The 19,073-nt window shown below is 50.8% G+C and carries 8 protein-coding genes; all 8 read left to right on the plus strand.

Annotated features, from left to right (window positions below):
* Nucleotides 1-158: 158 nt before the first annotated feature.
* From GGC63_RS06680 to GGC63_RS06715, 8 genes are read left to right on the plus strand one after another with little or no spacing between them, the layout of a single operon-like run.
* Entirely contained in the window at nt 159-3,227 is a 3,069-nt protein-coding gene (locus GGC63_RS06680; RefSeq protein WP_192701623.1) for a glycoside hydrolase family 2 protein, read from the plus strand.
* Nucleotides 3,224-5,314, plus strand: coding sequence for a hypothetical protein (locus GGC63_RS06685; protein ID WP_192701624.1), 2,091 nt, complete (start codon nt 3,224-3,226; stop codon nt 5,312-5,314). The genes GGC63_RS06680 and GGC63_RS06685 overlap by 4 nt, the downstream gene beginning before the upstream one ends.
* A gap of 22 nt (nt 5,315-5,336) precedes the next feature.
* Complete coding sequence (locus GGC63_RS06690) at nt 5,337-8,513, plus strand: glycoside hydrolase family 2 TIM barrel-domain containing protein (RefSeq protein WP_192701625.1); 3,177 nt, start codon at nt 5,337-5,339, stop codon at nt 8,511-8,513.
* Nucleotides 8,510-10,564: a beta-galactosidase gene (locus tag GGC63_RS06695; RefSeq protein ID WP_192701626.1), complete on the plus strand. Its 2,055-nt coding sequence runs from the start codon at nt 8,510-8,512 to the stop codon at nt 10,562-10,564. Before GGC63_RS06690 ends, GGC63_RS06695 begins: the two co-directional genes overlap by 4 nt.
* Before the next feature lie 45 nt (nt 10,565-10,609).
* Nucleotides 10,610-13,759 carry a glycosyl hydrolase gene (locus GGC63_RS06700; protein ID WP_192701627.1) on the plus strand — a complete coding sequence of 1,050 codons (3,150 nt, stop codon included), beginning with the start codon at nt 10,610-10,612 and terminating at the stop codon, nt 13,757-13,759.
* Nucleotides 13,760-13,777: 18 nt separating this feature from the next.
* Nucleotides 13,778-15,910: a YIP1 family protein gene (locus GGC63_RS06705; protein ID WP_192701628.1), complete on the plus strand. Its 2,133-nt coding sequence runs from the start codon at nt 13,778-13,780 to the stop codon at nt 15,908-15,910.
* The gene (locus GGC63_RS06710; protein WP_192701629.1) at nt 15,907-18,180 is read left to right on the plus strand and encodes a DUF5696 domain-containing protein; all 2,274 of its coding nucleotides are present in this window, start codon (nt 15,907-15,909) and stop codon (nt 18,178-18,180) included. Before GGC63_RS06705 ends, GGC63_RS06710 begins: the two co-directional genes overlap by 4 nt.
* Nucleotides 18,177-19,043, plus strand: coding sequence for a carbohydrate ABC transporter permease (locus GGC63_RS06715; RefSeq protein WP_192701630.1), 867 nt, complete (start codon nt 18,177-18,179; stop codon nt 19,041-19,043). Before GGC63_RS06710 ends, GGC63_RS06715 begins: the two co-directional genes overlap by 4 nt.
* Nucleotides 19,044-19,073: the final 30 nt, after the last annotated feature.

Here is a 19,073-nt window from a genome sequence, read left to right on the forward strand (position 1 = left end):
GGCCGGAAGGAGGTACCCCACCGGGTACCAAGGCATTTTTCACCCTTCCAGGGTTCTCTGTGAATTCAGCTTACGAAGTTAGTTTTGCTTCGCAAAACTCAAAGCAAAGGCTTACGAAGTTAGTTTTGCTACCGCAAAACTTTAAGGAGGAAAGTCATTTGGATCAGACCAAGCATCTGGATCCGTTTGCGGAAATCGCCTTCCGCGAACATCCCGGTAATAAAGATGAGCTGCGAGAAATTCCTCCTGTTGCCTACGAGAAAACTTATTTTGCCCAAAGTACGGATACGGCCAAGGAAGTCACTGTCCTGTCCTACGATACGCTCGTTTCCGTATTTCAGCATGAGCTGCAGCTGCTTCGAATGAAATATCGGCCTTATATGCGAAATTTGGCCCCGGCCCCCAGCTTGAACCGTCCTATACAGTCCTGCAGCCGGTTTCAATTCCGATATCAGACGGCAGAGGATGCGGATTTTTCGCGCGTGCTGGAAGGACTTGGCGAATGGGAGACGGTAACGGTGCCCGATTTCCGCGGACCTACAGGAGAGAACGGCAGGTGGACCGGTTTTTACCGCCATGAATTTACCTATACTCCGGCACGTGACGGGAAAAGAGTTTATCTCGTGTTTAAAGGAGTCGATTACAAAGCGACGGTTTATCTCAACCGCAAATGCCTTGGCAGTCATGAAGGTTTTTTCGCTCCATTTGAGTTTGATGTGACGGATGCTTTGCAGGACAACAACGTTCTCGTAGTGGAGGTACATAACGACTATCCCATGATGGGCGTAGGCGGCACGAGGCTTGACGGCGACAAAATGTATGCGGCTACGGGTCCCGGCTGGGACGATCCGTATACCGGCTGGAATCATTGTCCGCCTGGCGCAGGTATCTATAATGCAGTTTACTTTGAGCAGCGCAACGACCTTTTTATACAAGATATATTTGTCCGTCCCAACATCGATGAAGCGTACATTGAAGTGTGGATTGATGCTAATAATACGACGAATCAGCTTATGGAAAACTTTGAATTGCAGCTGGAGATAATCCCGAAAAATTTCGCAGCTCAAGGGATTGGTACGATCCCATTCCAAGTGGCTTATGCGGGACCCGGAATGAACTATTTCCGCTACAAGGTGGACTTTCCTTCATTTCGTCTTTGGGAGCCGGATACTCCGTTCTTATACATAGCTCGTGTGGAAGTAAAAAAAGAATCCGCCTGCGTCGATAGCAAGGATCGCACATTCGGCATGCGGAAGTTCCATATGGATGAACAGCAGACTCCGAAAGGAACACTGTATCTGAATAATCAGCCGGTGGTACTGCGTGGCGCTAACGAAATGGGACATTTGCAGCAATGTGTGATGCAGAATAACTTTGAGCAGCTGATTGACGATATTCTGATTGCCAAAGCCGCGAATATGAATTTTTACCGCATCACCCAAAGACCGGTTCAGGAAGAAATCTACGATTACTTCGACATGCTGGGCATGATGCATCAATGTGATCTGCCGACATTCGGCTTTATCCGCCGCAATCAATTTGTTGAGGGAGTCCGGCAAGCCGCGGAAATGGAACGGTTGATCCGCAGTCATCCTTCATCCGTAATGGTGTCTTTGATCAATGAGCCTTCCCGTACGGAAAAAAGACGCAAGGGGCACCGTCATTTGCATCGAAATGAGCTGGAAGCCTTTTTCGTCGCCGCAAGGCAAGCAATCTATGTCGAAAATCCGGACCGGGTCGTTAAAAACGCTGACGGCGATTATAATCCTCCTACTCGAGAGGGACTTCCGGATTTTCATTGCTACACGATGTGGTACACAAACAATGGCATTTCCTTAGGCAAGCTGCATAAAGGATTCCTGCCTCCGATCCGGGAGGGCTGGAAAGCGGGCTGCGGCGAGTATGGAACCGAAGGGCTGGACAATGCCCAGCTGATGATGTCCCATTATCCGAAGGAGTGGGTTCCAAAGGACGTTAATGAACGATGGATGCCGAGCGCTATCAAAGGGGCCCAAACCTTCAACATGCATGGAGATTGGTATGCGGAGCAGCAAAACCTGGAGGGTTGGATTCAAGCCAGCCAGCAGCACCAATGCCTGGCAACCAAGCTGATGACGGATGCCTGGCGAAGAAGGACCGATCTTGTTGTTTCAACCGCCATTCATTTATTGATCGACGCGTGGCCCGCCGGGTGGATGAAAGCGCTGGTCGGTGTGGATAGGATACCTAAGCCTGCCTATTTTACCTACAAACAGTGTTTGGAACCGGTTCGTGTCCACTTGCGCTCCGACCGTTGGAAGGTGTACGAGGGAGAAACAATGGAGGTAGAGGCATGGCTGCTGAACGACAAGGCCAAAACATACGATAACGTACGCATTATCGCGACACTGAGGGACGAGACAAGGGATTACGGAAGCTTCGAAATGAACGGTTCTCTTCAGGAGACATCCTCCCGGTATGCGGGTACGATCCGATTCTCGGTACCTGCCGTTGAAGACAGACAGACCCTTTACCTGGATGCTTGCCTGCTGGATAGGGAGGGCAGCGAGCTGAATTCGGAGCGGTTCGCGTTTGAGGCTTTTGCCAAGAGGAAGCGTTTTCCAAAGCATCAGGAGAAGCTGGTGAAAGCCGCGTTCACCGATGCGGAGTCGGAGCTTTTATGCTCGCTGCTGGAGATTGACGGAATTGCCTATAACCCGGCTGATACAAGTTTGAATTCCATTATCGTATCAAACAGGGATGCCTTTTTACGAAATCGGTCCTCCATCCAGGATAAAGTGAAGCAAGGGGCTACGGCCATGTTCATTCTGGGAAGACCGGCATCCAGCACGGATAGCCCTGTATGGGAAATGGACGGCATGGAAGTGAAAACCGCCAAGCTGAAGGAAACGTATACTCTGGCTATTCAAAGTGAAGCGCCTTGCTTGCGATCGGCCAAACCGGACGATTTCTCCTATTTCTATCATCTGAAAAACGACCAAATTGACTTTATAGCCAATTGTCATCTGTTAGGAGATGAATTGGAGCCCCTCGTGTTTGCCTATCATGCCAATGGGGACCCGACCGGCAAGCGGAAGCTGCCCCTTGTGGGGGTGAAGAAAGTAGGCAAGGGTCAGATCTACTTCGTCTGCCTGCCTTTGGCGGGGCGAGTGGGATTCAATCCGACCTTGGACCAGCTACTGCTATCGATATTGGAAGGAACTGAAGGAGGGGGAACGGGTGCATGAAACGGTATGTCATAGTCAGCTCGGATCAAAGTAAGCAAGCGGAAATTGTGGAGGATCAAAATGTCATCAAACTAAAGTTAAAAAGCGCGTGGGAGCAATCTCCTCATTTTACCGGAGATCTGGATGAAATGCTGAGCTATTCGGTCGGAAGACCATGGCATACGAATTGTACCCGGCTAGCGGACCTGTACATTGCAGCAGACAATGAATCGATCCGTATTCAAGGTAGGCTTGAAGCGCTTGGGGTTACGCTTGTATTGGCTTTCAATGGGCATCAAGTTCTGACCTTGAAGGTTCAGTGGGCTAATCTTACTGAACAGGCGCTGCAGGAGGCTGCCGTAGGTCTGCTGCTTCCCATGGAAAGAAGAAGCAAGGAAATAGTTACGATTCCTCACATGATTTATAATAACAATCCTTTGTCAGATCCGGACCGCGTAGTTCCCAGGCTCGGTGTAGGGCCTGGCAAAGGCTTCATTTGCGAGGAGCATCGGCTGCCGATTCCTAGCGTGAATGTGGAATGGGGCAACGAATACGGTAAGCAGAGATACTTATCCCTCTATTCAATGCCGGCGTATGTGGAGGCGTCCGACGGCACCGTACACTACGGTTCTCTCGGAGTGATTCAGGAGGATCTGCGGCTCGTGATAGCAGCCATGTCCGGTGTACTCATGTTCAATGGGGATAAGGATATCGTCTATGTAGGCAAAAACAAAACAAAGCCGTACGACGGCGGGTATCTGGATTTTGCGCCGGGCTTTATTCTGGAAAAAGAGTACGCGCTGGATTGGGGAGAGGTCGACCGTCCCGGGAGGGCTTTCCGCAAAATGGTGCATACAGGATTACAGCTATTCGATCCGATCGGTGAAATGCCGCTTTCAGCCGAACAGATGATAGAGTTGAAGACGCATGCGCTGGATGATAGATGGAGGACAAACGAACAAGGAGCGGCGGGGTACATTAAGTTCACCGATTCCAACTCCTTTGGCAACGTTTCCAAGCATCCTCTGCATTATATGTACGGCTGGACAGGACAATGCTTGAAGCTGGCATGGTGCGACGCCCGGCTAGGCTTTGACTATGATCAGGAGGAGAGGATCTCCCGCTGCGTGCAGGCTGTGAACTTTTACGTTGACGGGAGCCGTACGGACGTCTCCGGCGTGAGACACAGCTCGTATCGCCTCATGGAAGGAGTATGGGATGATTTTAGCTGGAATCAGCAGCCTGTTATGTCCAGCAGAGCCTATGGCGAAACGGCGGCCGACCTGGCCGATATTATTCTTTTGTTTAAGGAACAGGGCAGGGAAATTCCGGCAGCTTGGGTAGAGGCGTTAAAGGAAATGAGCGATTTTATCGCCGGAGGAACACTTCCTTCAGGCATCATCCCGGCGGCATGGCATATGGACGGAAGTCCAGTAGATGAGATGATCACCGCGGCAGGCTTGCCATGCTTGATCGCCATCGTGAAAGCCTGTCTTGTAACCGGTGATACCGAATATTTGGAACAGGCCGAAGCCATGATGCAAACCTATTACGACCTGCATGCCAGGACGTTCGAAAGGCCATTTGCGCGTTCAACCCTGGACGCGAAGTGTGAAGACAAGGAAGCGGGTATGTACTTCTTCCTAGCCGCTTATGAATTATGGGCAATTACGGGCAAGCAGCACTACGAAGAATGGGCGGAGTTATCGGCAGATTGGCTGCTGACCTATGTCTACCTGTGGAATCCAGCCTACGATAAGGGCTCGAAGTTCAGAGAGGAAGGGTTCAGTGCAGTCGGTTGGCCTGGGGTGAGCGTGCAAAATCATCATCTGGACGTCTTCTTCCCAACCTATGAATTTAATCGGTTCGGTCAACGATCCGGCAAGCCGATGTACGAGCGGTTGGGACAAATGATCTTCGGTGCCATGGGTCAGGGTATTTGCAGGGAACCTGGGGATTGGAACTTTACCGTCGTGGGCGAACAGGGAGAAGGATTTTTTCAAACCAATTGGAATCATCGAGGGCACAGCAACAAATGGAACCCGTCGTGGGTTATCGCACTGGTGTTACAAAACGCATTGCGTTTCCGGCAAAACGGGAAAAGATAGAGAAGGAACGGGGGAAGACGACGTGAGCGTGAATAATCAAGCAATCCCTGATTGGCGAAATAGGGAGGTTCTCGGAAGGAATACGGAGCCTCCCCATGCAGGCTTTATTCCATATGCCGATGCAGAGACAGCACTGGATAACGAACGGGCGGCTTCACCTTATTATCAGTCGCTAAATGGTAATTGGGCATTCAAGTATTCGGACAACGCTGCAGATGTGCCGGATAAATTCTATGAGCCCGGCTTTACGGCAGAGGATTGGGATACGATACCGGTGCCAAGCAACTGGCAGCTTCACGGATACGGCCGTCCGCATTATTCCAGCAGTTATTATCCGTTTCCGATCGATCCGCCCCATGTGCCGGCTGACAATCCGGCAGGCTGCTTCCGCAGAAGCTTTTTCGTTCTGGATTCATGGAAGGACCGTCAGCTGTTTCTAGTCTTTGAAGGGGTTGACTCGGCTTTTCATGTGTGGGTGAACGGAAAGCTGGCAGGCTACGGACAGGGTGCACATCTCGAGTCGGAATTTCACATTTCTGCACTGATTCAGCCAGGGGCTAACACGATTGCCGTACAGGTGTATCAATGGTGTGACGGCAGCTATCTGGAGGATCAGGATAAGTGGCGGTTAAGCGGGATGTTTCGCGATGTATATTTGAAAGCCGTACCGTCCGTCCACATTCGGGATGTCGCGATACAAACGCGATTTACCGATCCGGCTAAGGTAGATGCGGAGCTATCCGTTCGTCTCCAAGTAAAAAATATTGAGGATGTCCCTGCTAACGGCTTGCATCGAATCAAGCTGACGCTTTTGGACGGCAGCCGACAGACCGTCTGCGATCAAGTGTATCCCGTTCAGGCTTTGAACGGCGGAGAGGAACAAACCGTGGATGGAATGATTCCCGTCGCGGCTCCCCTGCAATGGACGGCGGAAACGCCCAACTTGTATTTTCTGCTTGTGCAGCTCGAGGATGAACAGGGACAAGTTCTGGAGACGGGCAGCGTGACCGTCGGCTTTCGAGATATTGCGATTCAGGATGGCCAGATCCTTGTTAATGGAAGACCGGTCATATTAAAAGGGGCTAACCGTAACGAATTCCATCCGGAGCTCGGATTTACTACACCTATCGAATCGATGATTGAAGATATCCGCCTGATGAAGCAGCATAATATGAACACAGTTCGGTTATCCCATTATCCGAATGACAAGCGATGGCTTGACTTGTGTGACCGCTATGGACTTTATGTGATTGATGAAGCGGATTTGGAGACTCACGGATGCCATTTTATCGGCAATGAAAGCTATTTGGCGGAGGATCCCGCATGGGAGCGTTCCTTCCTCGATCGTGTTCAGCGGATGGTAGAGCGTGATAAGAACCACCCTTCCATCATCATCTGGTCGCTGGGAAATGAATCCGGCTATGGCCGCAATCATGATGCTATGGCAAGATGGGTCCGGGAAACGGATTCGACCCGGCCGATTCATTACGAACGTGCCAAGGATGCGCCCATCGTTGATATTGTCAGCTGCATGTACCCTTCTCTGGACGCATTGATCGAGGAGGGAAAGAAGGAAGACGACAGGCCCTTTCTTATGTGCGAGTTTGCCCACGCGATGGGCAATTCGGTAGGGAACCTGCAGGAATATTGGGATGCGGTGTATACTTATCGTCGCTTGGCCGGGGGGCTGATCTGGGAGTGGGCCGATCACGGGCTGCTGCAGAAAACCGATTCCGGCGAAGCTTGGTACGCTTACGGTGGAGACTTTAACGACTATCCTCACAGCGGACATTTTTGTATTGACGGGCTGCTTTTCCCTGACAGGAAAAAGAAGGCTTCCATATTAGAAGTCAAAAAGGTTATGGAACCGGTGAAGATAGAAGCGGTCGATGTAGGGTCAGGGATCATCAGCATTCACAATCGCTATGATTTCTTATCTCTGGAGCATCTTACAGGCGCCTGGTTCCTGTATCGGGACGGGGATATCGTCGGGCAAGGCGAGCTTCCCGAGATGGAGCTTGCAGCCGGAGAACAAGCGTCGGTTTTCATTCCTTGGAATGTAAATCATAAGCTTCAAAGCGGCGAGTATTGGCTGCATCTCCGTTTTACATTGAGGGAGGAAGCGCTCTGGGCTCCTCAAGGGCATGAAGTAGCCTGGGCTGACTTGAAGATTCCCGAAGCTCAAGCCGGGCGGCCGATTTCATACCAGCCAATAGCTTCGATGCCGTCACTGAAAACAATGGAAACGGATACGTTTCTTCATATACAAGGTATAGATTTTTCTTTGAAAATAGACAAATCCCGCGGGCTGCTGTCTGCGTTCTCATATAACGATGTATCTCTATTGGCCTCAGGTCCAAAGGTTCAACTATGGAGGGCTGCTATAGACAACGATTCCCGGCAATCGAAGGAATGGAAGAAGGCCGGCTATGATGCGCTGCAGCAGCGGGTAACGGAGTTTACCGTACGTCCCTTTGTTTCCCAGGCGCTGCTGGTTGAAGTGAAGAGCACCCTTGGAGCAGCCGGGTTACCGGCTTGCTTCACAGTATTTATGACCTATACGGTGTATGGCAGCGGAGATGTTGTCATTACGACTTGCGTCGAACCGCGGGAAGGAATGGAGCTTCCTCCTCTGCCCAAGCTTGGATTGGAGATGGTCATGCCGGAAGGTTTCGAGCAGTTTTCCTGGTTTGGACTCGGGCCTCACGAATGCTATGAAGACCGTAAGGAAAGCGGGAGGCTCGGAGTGTACAGCGGTAAGGTGGAGGATCAATTCGTGCCGTACATCAAGCCTCAGGAGAACGGCAACAAGGCGGATGTTCGCTGGGCGGCCCTGACCAATCTTCGCGGGATCGGGTTATGGATTGGAGGCATGCCGACGTTGAATGTAGGCGCGAGCCATTATTCCACCGAGAATTTGAGCAAAGCCAAGCATACGTACGATTTGGTCCGTTTAAAGGAAACCGTCATTCACATGGATTGCAGGCAGGCTCCGATCGGCAATCACAGCTGCGGGGAAGCTCCTCCGCTCGATAAGTACTTGGTAAAGCCGGTGAAGACTACATTTACCGTAAGGTTAAAGCCTTTTTCCAACAGGGATCGCACACCGATGAAGCTGAGCAAGCATCAGCCGGAGCCGGTGGCAAGCGGGACCGAGCATTATGATGAAGCTGGTAACAGACTGGAGGTGAGCCCATGAGGGCATCCGGATTTCCTAAAATTATGTACGGTGGGGACTACAACCCGGAGCAATTCCCCCGAGACATCTGGGATGAGGATATGCGGCTGTTCCAAATGGCCGGGATCGATATAGCTACGTTAAACGTGTTCTCCTGGTCGTTAAACCAGCCGGATGAGAATACTTACCGGTTCGATTGGCTGGACGACATGATGGATAAGCTGCACGCAAACGGTGTACGGGTTTGCTTGGGTACGAGTACGGCGGCGCATCCGGCATGGATGGCCAGGAAGTACCCGGACATCCTGACCGTAACCGGGGATGGCAAGAAAAGGAAATACGGCAGGCGGCATAACTCCTGCCCGAACAGTCCGACCTTCCGCCATTATGCCGGAATTATGGCTGGCAAGCTGGCCGAACGGTACAAGGACCATCCGGCTTTGCTGCTGTGGCATGTGAATAACGAGATCGGCATCCGATGCCACTGCGATAACTGCGAGCAGGCCTTCAGGCAATGGCTGAAGCGGCGTTACGGTTCGTTAGAGAAGCTGAATCAGGCTTGGTATACCAAGTTCTGGGGGCATACCTTCTATGATTGGGAGGAGATTGTCATCCCAAGCGGCCTTAGCGAGGGGTTATCGGGAGGAAATTCCGATCAGACGGCTTTTCAAGGCATCACTCTCGATTTCTTCCGGTTCAATTCGGACAGCTGGCTTGAGTGCTATCTCATTGAATACCGTGCGATTAAAGAAATCATCCCGGATGCCATCGTGACGACCAATTTTCAAGGGAACGGGACTTATAAGCCTTTGGATTATTTTAAATGGGCGCCGTACCTGGATATAGCGGCTCTGGACATCTACCCGGAAAATCACACGCCGGAAAGCTATATGGCGCTGCGATACGATCTGATGCGCGGCATCAAGGACGGAGCCCCCTTCATGCTGATGGAGCAGAGCCCAAGCGTGATCAATTGGAAGTCGGTCAATCCGATGAAACGGCCAGGCGTGATGCGGATTAGAAGCTATCAAGCTATCGCCCGCGGAGCGGAGTCGATCATGTTCTTCCAGCTGCGCCGTTCTCTGGGCGCCTATGAGAAATTTCACGGAGCGGTTATCGATCATGCCGGGCATGAGAACACCCGGGTGTTTAGAGAATGCGCGGAGCTAGGAAGCGAGCTGAAGGAGCTCGGCAGCTTGCTGCTTCATTCGCAGACCAGGAGCCGCATCGGGATCTTATTCGATTGGGAGAATTGGTGGGCGGTTGAACTTGGCGGCGGCCCTTCGGCTTACATGAAATATTTGGATCAAATTCAAAAATATTATGATGCGCTGTATGTCAACCATTACGCGGTTGATTTGCTTCATGTGAATTCCGATTTTGACGCCTACGACATCCTATTGGCTCCTCTGCTTTATATGGTAAAGCCAGGGCTGGCGGAGAAGCTTGAGAAGTATGTCGAGAACGGCGGAACTTGGGTCACGACGTTTTACAGCGGAATCGTCAATGAAAGCGATCTGGTTACTCCAGGCGGGTATCCGGGTGAGCTCCGCAAGCTGCTGGGCATCTGGGTAGAGGAGATCGACGCGATGTTTCCCGATCAACGCAATACGATGCTCATGCAGCAAAAACTCGGTCCCCTCGAGGGTGCGTACGAATGCGGACTCGTATGTGAAGTCGTTCATCCGGAAGGAGCGGATACGATGGCCGTATTCGGAAACGACTTTTACAAGGGATCGCCGGCTTTGACGAGGAACCGTTACGGCAAAGGGGAAGCATGGTATGCGGCGACGGATCCGAGCCGCGAATTTATGGAAATATGGTTGAAGCAGCTGTGCGACAGCAAAGGAATCGAACCTATAGCCGCCGCGCCGCCGGGAATCGAGGTTACCCGCCGTGAGAAAGGCGACAGCCGCTTTACCTTCATTATGAATCATAGCGATGAACGATTATCCATACATACGGGAGAACAGGGACAGAAGGAGCTTTTGACCGGAATCTCCGTCCAAGGGGAAGTTCAGCTTGAGCCGAAGCAAGTGATGATCCTGCACAGTCATGCCGCGGCCTATTGATTGCCGGCTACAGGGGACAGTTTTTGCATAAGGAGGTCCTTTGCGATGAACGCACTGGGAAGATTACGACAACAATTTGATCAACCGTCTGTCGAGCATAGATCGGCCCCTTTCTGGGCCTGGAACGACGATTTGGATGCAGAGGAGCTTGCGCGCCAAGTCAGCCAAATGAAGGAACAGGGAATGGGCGGCTTCTTCATCCATTCCCGCGACGGCTTGGAAACCGAATATATGGGGCCGGCATGGATGGATTGTGTGCGCCGAACGGTCGATACTGCAGCCGAGCTCGGCATGCAGGTCTGGTTGTACGATGAAGACCGTTGGCCCTCCGGGTTCGCCGGAGGCCTCGTTCAGGCGAGAGGCGGTGACGCTTTCCGCGCCAAAGGGCTCACGATGGAAGTGGTGCGGAAGGGGGCACCTAACGATAACGGTAACTATGCCGATGCGGTTGCTCTTTTCCAGGCAGTCATCGACGAGAGGCAGTTGCTCCACTGTACAAAACTGCGCTTGGATGAGCCGTATGACCTGAGGGAAGATGAAGTGCTTCTTGTATTCCGTGTAGAAATATCCGAGCGAAGCGAGTGGTTCAATAACGAAGCGCCGCCGGATCATCTGAATCCGGACACGGTTCGCTGTTTCCTGGATATCACTTACGAAGCCTACAAACGGGAAGTAGGAGATCACTTCGGCACAACCATTCGTGGAGTGTTCACTGATGAGCCGAGCGTGCATGACCGTCATTGCAAATTTACGGAAGGGCGGGGATGGCTCCCATGGAGCTGGTCGTTCCCTGAGTTTTTTCAGGAACGGCGCGGGTACGATCTGATGGACCTCATTCCCTATATGTACTTCGACGGGGACTATTCCGCTCAAGCCCGTCATGATTATTGGAGGACATTGACCGAAAGATTCAGCGAATCCTACTCGAAGCAGCTCGGAGAATGGTGTGGGGATCATGGCATTGCCTTCACCGGCCATTATTTATGGGAGAACAACATGGGAACCGCTACCCGGGTATGCGGAGCGGTGATGCCGAACTACCGGTTTCAACAAGTACCAGGAATCGATATGCTGAACGAGCAGACAAAGGAATATATCACAGTCAAGCAATGCACCAGCGTCGCCAACCAATACGGACGTAAGTATGTCTTAACGGAGACCTATGGCTGTACCGGATGGGGGTTTACCTTCGAAGGGCAGAAATGGATCGGTGATTTTCAATATGTACTCGGGGTCAACGTCCGGTCGCAGCATTTGGCGCTGTACTCGATCAAAGGATGCAGAAAAAGGGACTACCCGCCGGTCTTTAACTACAATACATCCTGGTGGAAGTACAACCACGTAGTAGAAGATTATTTTGCCCGTTTATCCGCTGTGCTGACCGAGGGGAGACCAGTTCGCGATATCCTGGTGCTGCATCCTTCATCCACAGCATGGAGTATGGTCGGTACGGGACCATACGGGTTTCTGGCAAGGGGGAAGGATAAGGATGTTTCCGCCGTCAACCATTATGGGCATGAGTTCAACGAGTTTCTCGGCGGCTTGCTTAAAGCCCATTATGATTTTGATATCGGAGACGAAATCATTATGGCTGAAACCGGGAAGCTCATGGAGAACAAGCTTGCCGTGAATTTGGCGGAATACAGCATCGTCGTCATTCCTCCCATCCGGACGATGCTGGAGAGCACGTTTCAATTGCTGGCCGATTTCTTGAATGCAGGCGGAAACATAATAGCTGCAGGACCGCCTCCGTTCATGATCGAAGGGCGGCAGGCAACAGATAGGCTGACTAACCTCTACCGTCACGAAAACATGAGCATTGTTCAGGATATTCGAGAAACGGTGGAAGCGCTGGAGAGAATAGCCCCAAGAAGAGTGAGCATCATCAACAAGCAGTCGGAAGAGGCGCCTGAAATGCTGTATATGCTGCGTGAGCTGTTCGACGGGGAAGGCCAGGTCTTGTTTATCGTGAATAATGATCGTGACCACTCCCATCATGTGACAGTCACCCTGGAAGGAAACGGAACGGTTGAGGAATGGTGTGCTCTTACCGGGGTGAAGAAGGCTGTTGCTCCCATTCAGGTAAATGAAAGCCGCATAAGCTTCGAAGCCTGCTTTGGCCCTGCGGATTCCAAGCTTTACGTGTTCTCTTGTAACGAACACCGGTCTGAAGAAAAGATACTGCAAGCCATACCGGATAAGGTTGAGCCTAAAGAAGAAGTCACTGTGGAGCTTGATACTCCGCACGCGTTTTCTCGCACCCTGCCGAACATACTGACCTTGGATAGATGCTCGTACCGTATGGGAGACGCTGGCTGGTCGGAGGCTGTTGATGTTTGGAAAGCCCAGAGGGCTGTTCGGGAAACACTTGGCATGAAGCAGGTGTACGGGAACGGAATTGAACAGCGTTACAAGTGGATTTACGAAAACCATCCAATGAATGGAGTCCCGGTTGAGTTCAAGTTTGCCTTTGATGTCTCTGAATTACCCGTAGGGGATGTGTTCCTGATTGTTGAATCCGCCGAGTATTACGACATAAGTCTCAACGGGAAGAAGGTAAACCCGGATCCAAGCGGATGGTTTCTGGATCGCTCCTTCGACAAGGTGCTCCTGCCAGGCTTGAAACTAGGAAGCAATGAACTCATCCTCTCCTGTAAGTATCACCTGCGGATGGAGGTTGAAGATATCTATGTAGCCGGTGATTTCGGGGTCGACAAGGAACGCAGAATCACCTCGGAGCCCGAAGTTCTGACTTTGGGAGACTGGTGTGCACAAGGCTATTACCATTACTGCGGCAGTATGATCTACCACTTTGATGTGGATATCAGGAAGGATAACAAGGCATGGAGGACGGAGCTCGAACTGGGTGACTATTCAGCTGTTACAGTGGAAGTAAGGGTCAACGGGGAGACGGCCGGCCATATCCCTTGGAGAGCCGCTAATCGTTTAGACCTGACGCCGCTGCTAACCCCGGGGGTGAATCGGGTAGAGATCGAGGTCATGAGCAGTCCGCGCAACATGCTGGGACCGTTTCATGCGGCTTCGGGCGACCCTTCGACAACCAGCTGGGCCTCCTTCCGGAAGGAAGGCAGCGATTATACGCCAGAGTACAATGTGAGGCCTTATGGGTTGCTCGGACCCGTCAGGCTGCATCGGAAGGTCATTCCCGACGAACAGGGTCTAGACGAACAATGAGGTAAAGGAGGTTTGAGCATGAAAGCGAGATGCTATAGGTGGAGGCTGCTTCTGTCCTTGATCATCTTATGTACCGCGCTGCTTCCCGCAACAGCGGAGGCGGCCGTCAAATATTCCACGTTTACGAAGGATAACAATCAGAATCTGATATGGCTTCAACCGGCGTACTATCCTATTGGAGTTATCGGGCAGAATTTGTTCGTGACCGATCCTAATAATCCTGGGGCCAAGATCAAATCAACCATGCAGACGCCGAAAGATATTTTTATCGATGCGAAGGACGAAATCTATATTGCCGATACGGGCAACAACCGCGTTGTGCATATGGACGAAAAGGGGCAGCTGATTCGTTATATCAGTGTACCGGAGAGCCCGCTTGTCAAGCCGGAAGGTGTATTCGTAACGGCGGATGGGGATATCTATATTGCCGACACAGGCAATAAAAGAGTCGTCTCCCTGGACGCGAACGGCAAGCTGAAAAAGGAATTTAAACGTCCGGATTCCCGATTTATTCCGGACACGTTCGTTTTCGATCCCTCGAAAGTCATGGTCGATGAGCGCGGCTTTCTCTACATAGCCGTTCACGGCGGATATGAAGGCTTGGTGCTGCTCGACTCGATGGGGAAATTTCAAGGCTTTTTCGGAGCGAACAAGACGGTGATTTCTGCGTTGGACGCTATGAAGCGCTGGCTGTACACGAAGGAAATGTATGCTAACGAGGTGGCCAAAAAGCCGGAGACGATCAACAGTGTCGCTACGGATAAAAACGGTTATATCTATACGGTGACGGGCGGAACGGTCAAGTCGGATCAGCTGAAAAAACTGAATATCAAGGGCGAGAATCTGCTGCGCAGCTCCCAGAAATCGTTCGGTGAATACCGGGCTATGGATGCGGCCATGCTTCCTGCGTCCAAAGGCTTCGTCAATACGCCTCAATTAACGGATGTGGCTGTCGACCAGGTTGGCAATATGATTGTCATCGACCAGCAGTTCAAGTATATCAGCCATTATGATGCTTCCGGCAATCTGCTCTATTTCTGGGGAGGTCCTTCGGCTGTCGGCTCCTCACAGGTCGGTCTTTTGAAAAGTCCCGTAGCGCTTGACGTCAACTCAAGAAATGAGCTGTTCGTCCTGGACGACCAAGAAAATATCGTGCAGATGTTCCGTTTATCCGAATTCGGGCAAAAGGTGAATCAGGCGAATCAGCAAACCCTTGCCGGATATTACGAAGCCAGCGAGAAGCCGTGGCAGGATGTGCTTCGCATGAATGCGCAATTTACTCCAGCCATTCTAGGGTTGGCCAAAGCCGCTTATAAAAAGGAACGCTTCGAGGAAGCGAGAGACTTATTTAAGGAAGCGGGCGACCATGAGGGATACTCGGAAGCCTTTTGGCAAATCAGAATGAGATTTTTCCAGAAATATTTCTCCTGGATCGCAAGCATCGTGTTCTTCGGTGCTATCCTGATATTCGTTACTGACAAGCTGACGGCCAAGAGCAAGCTTCGCAGTAAATGGCGCGGCAGACGCAGATCCCGGAATTCTTTTATTGTAAACCTGAAGCATGCCATGTATATCTTGAAGCATCCGGTCGATGGCTTCACAGCGGTCCGCTATGAGGGGAAAGGCAACTATACAGCGGCTGTTCTAATCCTGCTCGGCGTGTACGCGGCTCTTGTCTTCAAGGAATATTTTACGAGTTTTTCATTTAATATGGCGACCCGCGTTGATGTGTACTCGATCTTTACGCAGTTTTTTATTGTATGGATTACATGGATCATCGCCAATTATCTCGTCAGCTCTATTTATCGGGGAGAAGGACGCTTCCGGGATATCTTTATCGGCAGTGCTTATGCGCTGGTGCCCTACATTATCATTGGAATCCCTCTGGCCTTCCTATCGAATGTGATGACTTTATCCGAGTCCTCGATATATAACTTTATAGCCGAGGGGACCGTGGTATGGATCGGATTGCTGATGTTCTGGAAAATTCAGTGGGTTCATAACTACACGGTTGGGGAATGTGTTCTTAATATTTTTCTGACGCTGTGTACGATGATCGTAATCGGGGTCCTGATTTTTGTAACAACCGGTTTGACGAACGATTTGGTTTCCTTATTCTATGAAATGGTTCAGGAGGCGATCTTGAGATGACAGGGCTACTGAGCAAAATCAATAAATCTACTGCGATCGTGACGATCCTGATCTTGGCCGCCGTCCTGATTTTTGTTACTAATGCGAAATTTGAATTTCGTGCGGAGAAAAAGGGGATTGCCGCCCTGCCGCAGCAGGAGAGCCAGGCGCCGGCACAAAAAGGTGCACCCTCCCAGCTGCCCAAAGACAGTGATTTCAAGAGCATTGCGGACACCGATATTCTCCGGTTAAAGGTGAATGATACGACGGGACATTTCCAGGTGGAGGACAAACGCAATGGCAATGTGTACCGGTCCTACCCGAATCCGGAATTCTGGGCGCAGGAGAAGATTTCGGAGAACTGGAAGAAGCATCTGGCTTCGCCGCTGATGGTCCAGTATGTTGATTTTTCCAAGAGCATTCTGCAGCCGAAGGAAACAAATTTGGGGGCAGAAGGTGGAAAGGTGAAGGAGATCAAGACGATTCCAGGGGGATTCGCCTTGACCTATGAATTACCCGAAACGGGCTTCACCATCCCCATCGAAGTAAAAATCGAGCAGGACTACATCGAGACGAAAATTGTCAGAGAAGGCATCAAGGAATCGAAGATGGGTCTTGTCTGGGTAAGGCTGTTTCCTTTCTTGGGCGCCGAATATTCGACGGGCCAGGACGGATATATGTTTGTACCGGACGGGGCAGGCGCTTTAATCCGATTCAAGGATAATCAGCTGAATGTTAATAAGCTGTATGATGAAAGCGTATTCGGACCGGACAATACTTTTACAGGGTTAAGCAATAACCGCAATAAAATCATTATGCCTGTATTCGGGATGAAAACCGGCTCCAAAGGATTTCTGGCGGTCCTGCAGGACGGTGAGGAATATGCCAATATTGTGGCAGCCCCATCCGGTGTCTTAAGTAATTACAACTGGATCACTACAACGATGAACTTCCGATCAAGCTTCCTACAGTTTACAAGCCGGAACTCACCTGATGAATGGGGATTTGTCGATTATAACAAAAATGAATTGTTCGGCAGCGACCGCGTCGTTCGTTATTACATTCTGGATCGCCAGCAGACGGATTACGTGGGAATGGCGCAAAAATATCGCGAGTATTTGATGAAAGACAAAGGGGTACAGCGCTTCGAGGCAAAAAACACGAATATTCCGATGCATGTCGATGTCATTGGAGGCGACAGTGAAAAAGGAGTTTTCACAGACCGCTATATTAACCTGACTAACACGGAAGACGTCAATCAAATGATCAATTCCTTATCTGACAAAGGCGTCGGCAATATGTCGATTACGTATATGGGCTGGCAGCAGAACGGTTACAGCTCGTTCGGTCAGTCACTGCCCGCAGATAAGCGAATCGGCGGTGATAGAGGGATGAAATCGCTTATCGACAACGCGCACAGCAAAGGCTTTCCCGTGTATCTGGACACCGAATACGGCCTGAACAACACAGGGGCCGGGGGCTTTGAGGAAAAATTCAACGCCGTTGTCAATCTTGCCGGCCGCAAGCTTACTGTGAATACATTGTACAACAACTCGCGGGTACCGGTGGTTAGTGACAAATTCGTGGAAGAGATGGTCAAGAAGGATTTAAGCAAATACAAGGAGCTCGGAGTGGACGGACTTGCCGTTAACCGGCTGGGGCAGAGACTGTTCAGCGATTATAATACTTCGTTCGGATCCCCTCGGGATGAAGCCAGAGACATTCAGGAACGTATCCTGAAAAACATCAAGGATGTGCTGGGAGGCGTCAAGGGGAATAAATCCAGCTTTTTCGTGCTGCCGGAAGTGAATCATATTCAAAATCTGGTCTACGATCATTCCTATGATTTATTTACGGATGATGCGGTTCCTTTTGCCCAGATTGCCGCACACGGGTTAATCACTTACTCGTCGGAATATGCGAATAACCGGCAGGAGGATGTCAACGATTTCTTAAGGGACATCGAGTACGGGGCGGTGCCGTCCTTCATCTTTAGCCGGGCGGAGACCAAGGAGTTCGTGAACGCTTACGGCATCCGGTACTACAATACCCACTTCACCGATTGGGAGAAAATTGCCGTCGAACAATACCGGCAGTACAACGATGCGCTGGGAGATGTGCAGAATCAGTTCATCGTGAATCACAAAACGCTGGCTCCTAACATTAAGGAGACAACCTATTCGAACGGAAAACGTATCATCGTCAACTACAGCAGGGATTCCTACCAGGCAGGAAGCACGGTGGTGCCTGCACAAAGCTTTGCCGTTATTCGAGGGGGGGATAAAGGATGAAAACCAAGCTGCGCTTACGGGCATCCCTGCTCGAATATGTAGAGGGATCGATTTTCATTGCCCCATGGTTCTTCGGCTTTCTGGTCTTCATGGCGTTTCCATTGGGCTACTCTCTATTTATGAGCTTTCAGAAGGTGACGATCACCGCCACCAAAACGACGACGCAATTCATCGGTCTTACTCATTACCGGTACATCCTGTTCGAAAACGGCGATATGCTGTATAACCAGCTTTTGCCTTTTCTAAGGCAAGCGCTCTTTATGATTCCGATTATCGTCATCTTCGCTCTCTTGATTGCGATCATATTGAACCAAAAGTTTGCGGGACGGACCTTGTTCCGCGCCGTCTTCTTTCTTCCGGTTATCCTGTCCACAGGCGAAGTGGTCAAGGAGTTTCTGACCCAAGGGGAGGGCGACCTTGGATTCATGTCCAAGTACAACGTATCCGGTCTCATTAAAGCCAACTTGTCGGCTACCTGGTCAGGGCCCCTGATCGGCGTTCTGGATTCCTTCGTATTGATTCTGTGGTATTCCGGGGTCCAAATTCTGATCTTCCTGGGGGGAAGGCAAACCATTTCGAACTCGGCTTATGAAGCGGCGAGGATTGATGGCGCAGGACCTTGGGAGACCTTCTGGAAAATTACGCTTCCAGCGATGACTCCGTTTATCTTTTTGAATATGATCTACACGGTGGTTGATTTGTTCACTTTCCCGACCAACCCGATTTTGACTAGAGTCAGGGACAGCGAGTACGGTCAGTATAGCGCGTTGATTTGGATTTATTTCCTCATCATCAGCTTTTTCCTGGCGATTATCTTCTATATTTTCAGCAAGGCGACCAAGTCACAGAGGGATTCTGCATAAAACCGAAATTATTCTGTCTAAGGGGTGAAG

The organism is Paenibacillus sp. OAS669, from assembly GCF_014873645.1.
In the GTDB taxonomy this organism is placed as follows: Bacteria; Bacillota; Bacilli; order Paenibacillales; family NBRC-103111; genus Paenibacillus_S; species Paenibacillus_S vulneris.

Excerpts from the sequence above, each read along its gene's own strand:
- GGC63_RS06710 (WP_192701629.1), top strand. The coding sequence starts at position 15,907 with ATGACAGGGCTACTGAGCAAAATCAATAAATCTACTGCGATCGTGACG.
- GGC63_RS06715 (WP_192701630.1), top strand. The coding sequence starts at position 18,177 with ATGAAAACCAAGCTGCGCTTACGGGCATCCCTGCTCGAATATGTAGAG.
- GGC63_RS06685 (WP_192701624.1), top strand. The coding sequence starts at position 3,224 with ATGAAACGGTATGTCATAGTCAGCTCGGATCAAAGTAAGCAAGCGGAA.
- GGC63_RS06700 (WP_192701627.1), top strand. The coding sequence starts at position 10,610 with ATGAACGCACTGGGAAGATTACGACAACAATTTGATCAACCGTCTGTC.
- GGC63_RS06695 (WP_192701626.1), top strand. The coding sequence starts at position 8,510 with ATGAGGGCATCCGGATTTCCTAAAATTATGTACGGTGGGGACTACAAC.
- GGC63_RS06705 (WP_192701628.1), top strand. The coding sequence starts at position 13,778 with ATGAAAGCGAGATGCTATAGGTGGAGGCTGCTTCTGTCCTTGATCATC.